Genomic DNA, 6,800 nt, shown 5'->3' with positions numbered 1-6,800 from the left:
ACCGACTCACCGGTGAGCATCGAAGCGTCGACCGCCGAGCTGCCCTCCTCGATCACCCCATCGGTGGCGATCTTCTCCCCCGGCCGGACCACGAAACGGTCACCCACCGCCAGCTCCTCGACCGGGACGCGAACCTCCCGGCCGTCGCGCAGCACGGCGACGTCCTTGGCGCCCAGCTCCAGCAGGGCACGCAACGCCGCACCCGCCCGCCGCTTTGACCGAGCCTCGAAATACCGCCCGGCCAGGATGAACGCGGTCACCCCCGCCGCGGCCTCCAGGTAGATGTTGCCCGAGCCGTCACTGCGGGAGATCGTCAGATCGAACCCGTGAGTCATCCCCGGTGTGCCCGCGTCCCCCAAGAACAGGGCCCACAGCGACCAGCCCAACGCCGCGATCGTGCCCAACGACACGAGGGTGTCCATCGTCGCGGTGCCATGCCGCAGGTTCGTCCACGCCGCCCGGTGGAACGGCAGCCCGCCGTAGACCACGACCGGGGCCGCGAGCGTCAGCGACAACCACTGCCAGTAGGTGAACTGCAACGCCGGGATCATCGCCAGCGCGATCACCGGTACGGCGAGCACGACGGAGACCAGCAGCCGGGTCCGCAGGGGACCTAGCTCGTCTTGCGGCTCCCCGGCAGCCTGCTCGGGTTTGGGCGGCTCGGGCAGCTTGGCGGTGTATCCGGCCTTCTCCACCTCCGCCACAAGCAGGTCGGGGTCCAGGCCCTCGGGGAAGGTCACCTTGGCCTTCTCCGTGGCGTAGTTCACCGTCGCGGACACGCCCTCCAGCTTGTTGAGCTTGCGCTCGATCCGGTTGGCGCACGACGCGCAGGTCATGCCGCCTATCGAAAGCTCGACCGCGCCAGACGGCCGGTCACCGGTTGTCGCCGGCATCACCACTCCCTCCTCTCGCGTCGTGCCGTCAACGGCTGTGCCCCGCCGATCGCTCTGCGTGAACCCGAGCGTACTGACCTGGCCCGGTGCGAGGTCGTCCGCATCGTCACCGTGGCTCCGTGGTGTTCACGAGGCACTCGCCACGTCATATCCGGCCTCCCGGACGGCCGCCACGATGGCCGCGTCGTCGACGCCGCCGTCGGTCTCGACCGTCAACAGGCCGGAGGCGAGATCCACCCGGACGTCGGTCACGCCGGCGACCGCGCCGACCTCCTCGCTGACCGAGCTGACGCAGTGGCCGCAGGTCATGCCGGTGACGGTGTAGGTGCTGGTCATAACGATCACTCCGATAACTCGTGCCTCACTGACGAGAACACCATACCCCCCTACCGTATTTCCGCGTCAAAAAGGGCCCCCTTTCGGGGGCCCGCCGGGCCTACAGGAGGTAGCGCAGCCAGAGGTACGGCACGCACAGGGCCACCGTGACGACGGTGACCACCAGGCCATATTTGGTGAACTGCCAGAAGCTGATCCGCGTGCCGTTGCGCTCGGCGATGCCGAGGATGACGACGTTGGCGGACGCGCCCACGGCGGTGGCGTTGCCGCCGAGGTCGGCGCCGAGCGCGAGCGCCCACCACAGCACCTTGTGGTCGCCGGGCACGTGCTGTGCGAGATCGGCCACGATCGGGCTCATCGTGGCGACATAAGGGATGTTGTCCACGATCGCGGACAGCCCGGCCGACGCCCACAGCAGGACCATGGCGGTCACTCCGGGCCGCCCGGCCGTCGCCTCCGCCGCCGCGCGCGACACCTGTGTGATCACGCCGGTCTCGACGAGCGCGCCGACCATCACGAACAGCCCGGCGAAGAACACCAGCGTCGGCCACTCCACCTCGCGCAGCGCGTCGTCGGTGGTGATCTTGGTGACCAGCACGAGCAGCCCCGCCCCGAGCAGCGCCACGACCGACGGCTCGTAGTGCAGCACCGGATGCAGCACGAACGCCGCGATGACCACGCCGAGCACGGACAGGCTCTGCACGAGCATGACCTTGTCCTGGATGGCCGCCCGCTCGTCCAGTTGCATGATCTCGGCCGCCCGCTCGGGGTCGTACCGGAACGCCTTGCGGAACAGCAGCCGGCACAGCCCGATGAAGACCGCCGTCAGGACGATCACCAGCGGCGTGAGGTGGACGAGGAAGTCGTTGAAGGTCAGCCCGGCGCGGGAGGCGATGATGATGTTCGGCGGATCGCCGACGAGGGTCGCGGTGCCGCCGATGTTGGACGCCATCGCCTCGGCGATCAGGAACGGCGCGACCGGCAGCGCGAGGCGTTCGCAGACGAGGAACGTGACCGGCGCGATCAGCAGCACGGTCGTGACGTTGTCCAGCAGCGCCGACGCCATGGCCGTGATCACCAGAAGCAGCGCCATGAGCCGGAACGGCCGTCCCCTGGCCCGTTTGGCCGCCCAGATGGCGAGGTATTCGAACACCCCGGTCTGCCGCAGCACACCGACGATGATCATCATGCCCAGCAGCAGGAAGACGACGTTCCAGTCCACGCCGGACTCCTGCGAGAAGAACGCCGAGCCGGCCGTGGTCGCGTGGACCAGCAGCAGGATCGCCGCGCCGCCCAGGGCGGCCTTGACCCGGTGGACCTTCTCACTGGCGATGAGGACGTAGGTGGCGACGAAGACGATCGCCGCCGCCCATGCGGTCACCGTCATGTGAGCCGCTTGAGCAGCGCGGAGAGCGTGACCGCGCCCAGCAGGCGGTCGCCGTCGAGCACCGCGACCAGGGGGCTGCGGGTGCGCGCCATCAGCGCGGCGACCTCCAGGAGCGTGGCGTCGGGATCGGTCACCGGGAGCTCACGCGGCCGTTCCGGCAGCGCCTGACGGACCGTGCGCTCGCCCAGCGCGCGGACGAACGCGTCGGCGTGCGCCTCGTCGATCACCCGGGCCAGCGCGGGGTCGTCCTGGCAGTAGCGGGGCACGGCCAGGCGCAGCACCTGCGTGCCCGGCAGGATCGACACCGGCGCCCCGCGCTCGTCCAGCACGATCAGCCCGGGCAGTTCGCGCTCGGCCATGAGGCGAGCGGCGTCGGTCACGGGGGAGTCGAGCTCCACGGTGGGGAAAGGTGCTACGAGATCCCGGGCGCGCATGATCTCACCTGCCTGCCACGTGCGGCTGTGCTCACGTCTGCCTTCCGGTCGCCGGTACGGTCTCCCGGGTATGGGAGACCCCTTCGCCGACCAGACTTCCCGGCACGCCCCGCAACAGGCTATCGACCGGACAGGCCGTACAAAAGTCCCGAAGAGGCGCGGCGGACGAATACCCCCTCCGCGTACGGCAGGCGCCCGAGCGACCCGGCCGGGAGCGGGACCATGCCCTCGGGCGCCTCGGTCAGCCGGGCGGAGAAGGCGAGACGACGGCCGGTGAGTCCCCGGGGCGAGACGTAGTCGTCCGCGCCTGCGAAGGTCACCTCCCCCACTGGGGCGAGCCGCGCCAGCGCCGCCGTCACTTCCTCGCCCGGCCGTACGACCGTGGCGGGCAGGCGGTCGGTCTCGTCGTCGGAGTGGACGAGCACCGCGCCGTCGAGCCGGCCGGCCAGGCAGACCGTGACCTCCTCGAACCCGGCGCGTACGGCCTCGGCCGCCAGATCGGCGGAGTCCGGGACGTCCCATCCGTGCAGCGAGAAGACCGGCGACCCGGAAGCGACCGGGGCGGCGCCGGCGGCCGCGGGGAGGCCCGGCGGGGTCGAGGCGAGTGCCCGCCGCACGGCCTCGAGGCCCGCCCGCGCGTACGGCACGGTCTGCTCGGGCAGCCGGTCCAGCGGAAACCAGGCCAGCTCGGCACACTTGTGCGGCTCGGCGTTGACCGGTGTGCCGGTGATGGAGCGCGGCACGAGGAACATCCCGATGCGGGCCGTCCCGCCCGCGTTGCGGTGGTGCATCACGTGGACCACCTCGCAGCCGTCCACCTCGATGCCGAGCTCCTCGCGGGCCTCCCGCACGGCGGTGTCCACCACCGACTCCCCCTCCTCCAGGTGCCCGGACGGCATGATCTGCCACTCCCCGTCGGCGTAGCCGGTGCCCTGGCGGCGGCCGAGCAGCACCTTCTCGCCGTCGGTAAGCAGCAGGTGCACGTCGACGACCGGCCGGTAGCGGCCAGGGGCGTACGTCGCGGCGTCGAGCAGCGCGGGCAGAGTCGCGGCGTTCGCGGAGACGAACTCCCCCAGCTCGGGCGGGACCATGTTCAGCGTGCGCACGTCCTCCGGGCGTACGCGCCGCACCTGGTGCAGGCCGATGTCCGGTTCGAGGAACTCGGGGCCGCTGCGGCGCGACAGGTCGAGCGACACGAGACGGCAGGCGAAGACCGTGCTCAGGCGGCCGGGCTCGGCGAGGGTGAACACGTGCAGCGCCGGTCCCGCCGTCGCCCCGAGCTCCTCGTCGAGCTCGCGGCGCAGCGCCGCCTCGGGAGTGGCGTCGCTGGGCTCCACCCCGCCGCCCGGCGTGATCCAGTACGGCTCCCGCCCCGCCCGTACGCGCCGGAACAGGACGACGTCGTCGCCGTCGAACAGGATGGCCCTGACGCTGTGCCGTACGGAGGTCATGTCCGGCATCCTCTCGCGGACGGTCCGACGTCCGCCGCCGAAGGGGGCCGAAATACGGTGAGGAGAGCTCTCCCCGCAGGGAGGGGCTCCGTGAGAAAGGGATGCAGGGGCATGACTGAAATGACCTACCGGCGGCTGGGCGACTCGGGACTCGTCGTCTCGGCTCTCGGCCTCGGCGGCAACAACTTCGGCCGCAGGATCGACCTCGACGCCACGCGCGCCGTGGTCGACGCGGCGCTCGACGCCGGCGTCACGCTGATCGACACCGCCGACATCTACGGCGAGTCGGAGGCGCTGCTCGGCGAGGTGCTGAAGGGGCGGCGTGACCAGGTCGTCATCGCCACCAAGTTCGGCGGGGACGTGAACGGCGCCAACGGGCCCGACTGGGGTGCGCGGGCCTCGCGGCGGTACGTCCGCTTGGCGGTCGAGCGCTCGCTGCGCCGCCTCAAGACCGACTGGATAGACCTCTACCAGCTGCACTTCCCCGACCCGTCCACCCCGATCGAGGAGACCCTGTCGGTGCTGACGGACCTGGTGCGGGAGGGCAAGGTCCGCTACGTGGGCTCGTCCAACTTCGCGTCCTGGCAGGTCACCGATGCTGACTGGATCGCCCGCACCGGCGGCTTCGAGCGTTTCGTGAGCGCGCAGAACGAGTACAGCCTGCTCGACCGGCAGGTGGAGAAGGAGCTCGTCCCGGCGCTGCTGCACCACGGCGTCGGCCTGCTGCCGTACTTCCCGCTGGCCAACGGCCTGCTCACCGGCAAGTACCGGCGCGGGGAGGAGCCGCCGGCGGGCACCCGTCTCGCGGGCCGGCCGCAGTATCTGACCGACGCGCGGTTCGAGGTGGTGGAGCGGCTGCGGGAGTTCGCCGAGCGGCAGGGCGTGACCCTGCTGGACGTCGCGATCGGCGGCCTGCTCGCGCAGCCGGCCGTCTCGTCCGTGATCGCGGGCGCGACCCGGCCCGAGCAGATCAAGGCCAACGTCGCGGCGGCGGCGTGGCGACCGGACGAGGCGGCGCTGAAAGAGCTGAACGAGATCGCGAGCTGACTATATGCACTTGTGGCTATATAGCTGATCGGATATGTTCGGAGGCGTGTCAGCGACCTTCGACGTACTCGCCGAGCCCGCCAGGCGGCGCATCCTCGACCTGCTGCTCGAACGTCCCCGCCTGGTCGGGGAGCTCACCGAGCGGCTCGGCCTGACCCAGCCCGGCACTTCCAAACACCTCAAGGTGCTGCGGGAGGCCGGGCTGGTCCGTGTGCGCAGGGACGCCCAGCGCCGGTGGTACGAACTGTGCCCCGAGCCGCTCGCCGAGATCGACGCCTGGCTCGCGCCCTACCGGCGGCTGTGGTCGGACAGCTTCGACGCGCTGGAACGGCACCTGGACACGATGCCCGACCATTCAGAGGAGACACCGTGAACGCGACGCTCGGCATGTTCGACGGAAGGCCGTCGCTGCGCATGGAGCGCAGGCTGGCCCACCCTCCGGAGAAGGTCTGGCGGGCGGTCACCGAGCCCGACCGGCTCGGCCAGTGGTTCCCGTTCACGGTCGTCCAGATGGACCTGCGGGTGGGCGGAAAGATCACGTTCGACGGCGGCGGCATGACGATGGACGCCGAGATCACCGAGCTCGACCCGCCCCGACTGTTCGCCTTCCTCCAGCACTCGCCGCGAGAGATGCCGCGCGAGGGCGACAACATCCTGCGCTTCGAGCTGCTGCCCGAGGAGGGCGGCTGCCTGCTCGTCTTCACCCAGGTCTTCGACGACCGGCCGGCCGCGGCGAGCTACGCGTCCGGCTGGCAGGTCTGCCTCGACGCCATGGAGGCGATCGCCGGCGGACGGCCCGCCGAGTGGCCCGAGGGGAACTTCGCCCACCTTCATGAGGCGTACGTGGAGGCGTTCGGGCTGGCCGAGGGCGTGGCCGAGCGGCTGGGCGAGCGGCTGGGCGAGCAGGCGGGCGGCGGCTGGCGGGTGCGCTTCGAGCGCCAGCTCACCCGGCCGGTCGAGGAGGTCTGGGCCGCCGCCGGCGCACCGGCCGCGACACCCGGTGAGCCGGTGCCCGGCGACATCGGCGAGGGGACCGTCGCGGCTGTCAGGGAACCCGCTGCCGAGCTTCCCGCGTACGTGGAGTCAGGCCAGCAGGGCAGGCACGTGCGCTGGGAACTGTCGCAGGGCACGGGTCACGGCGCCCGGCTGGTCGTCACCGAGACCGGCCTGCCCGACCCCGCCGGGGCCCTGAAGGCATGGCGGGACCGGATAGAGACCCTGGCGCGGCGGCTGCTCGCCTGAGCCGGCGGGC

General features: G+C 71.3%; 8 protein-coding genes. 3 read left to right on the top strand and 5 right to left on the bottom strand.

From position 1 onward, the window contains the following. The 5 genes from FLW16_RS40240 to FLW16_RS44240 form a co-directional block, all read right to left on the bottom strand. A partial coding sequence (locus tag FLW16_RS40240; protein WP_142566244.1) for a cation-translocating P-type ATPase occupies positions 1 to 893 on the bottom strand: 893 nt, incomplete at its 3' end. A 126-nt stretch (positions 894 to 1,019) separates the two neighbouring features. Beyond that, positions 1,020 to 1,229, bottom strand: a complete 210-nt coding sequence (locus FLW16_RS40235; protein WP_142566243.1) for a heavy-metal-associated domain-containing protein — start codon at positions 1,227 to 1,229, stop codon at positions 1,020 to 1,022. A 100-nt stretch (positions 1,230 to 1,329) separates the two neighbouring features. Continuing rightward, positions 1,330 to 2,616, bottom strand: coding sequence for an ArsB/NhaD family transporter (locus FLW16_RS40230; RefSeq protein WP_142566242.1), 1,287 nt, complete (start codon positions 2,614 to 2,616; stop codon positions 1,330 to 1,332). Continuing rightward, positions 2,613 to 3,050, bottom strand: coding sequence for a CBS domain-containing protein (locus FLW16_RS40225; RefSeq protein ID WP_142566241.1), 438 nt, complete (start codon positions 3,048 to 3,050; stop codon positions 2,613 to 2,615). Before FLW16_RS40225 ends, FLW16_RS40230 begins: the two co-directional genes overlap by 4 nt. Positions 3,051 to 3,169: 119 nt before the next feature. Then, on the bottom strand, positions 3,170 to 4,501 hold the full coding sequence (locus tag FLW16_RS44240) for an NUDIX domain-containing protein (RefSeq protein WP_221891537.1): 1,332 nt from the start codon (positions 4,499 to 4,501) through the stop codon (positions 3,170 to 3,172). A 111-nt stretch (positions 4,502 to 4,612) separates the two neighbouring features. On the opposite strand from FLW16_RS44240, the gene FLW16_RS40215 reads away from it, so the two are divergent. From FLW16_RS40215 to FLW16_RS40205, 3 genes are read left to right on the top strand one after another with little or no spacing between them, the layout of a single operon-like run. Continuing rightward, entirely contained in the window at positions 4,613 to 5,548 is a 936-nt protein-coding gene (locus FLW16_RS40215; protein WP_221891536.1) for an aldo/keto reductase, read from the top strand. A 46-nt stretch (positions 5,549 to 5,594) separates the two neighbouring features. Further along, entirely contained in the window at positions 5,595 to 5,921 is a 327-nt protein-coding gene (locus FLW16_RS40210; RefSeq protein ID WP_142566240.1) for a helix-turn-helix transcriptional regulator, read from the top strand. Continuing rightward, positions 5,918 to 6,790, top strand: coding sequence for an SRPBCC family protein (locus tag FLW16_RS40205; RefSeq protein WP_260616127.1), 873 nt, complete (start codon positions 5,918 to 5,920; stop codon positions 6,788 to 6,790). Before FLW16_RS40210 ends, FLW16_RS40205 begins: the two co-directional genes overlap by 4 nt. The last annotated feature ends 10 nt before the right edge of the window (positions 6,791 to 6,800 follow it).

This window comes from Microbispora sp. KK1-11 (genome assembly GCF_006874435.1).
Taxonomy (GTDB): Bacteria; Actinomycetota; Actinomycetes; order Streptosporangiales; family Streptosporangiaceae; genus Microbispora; species Microbispora catharanthi.
This window is presented reverse-complemented; position numbering and strand designations above follow the sequence as displayed.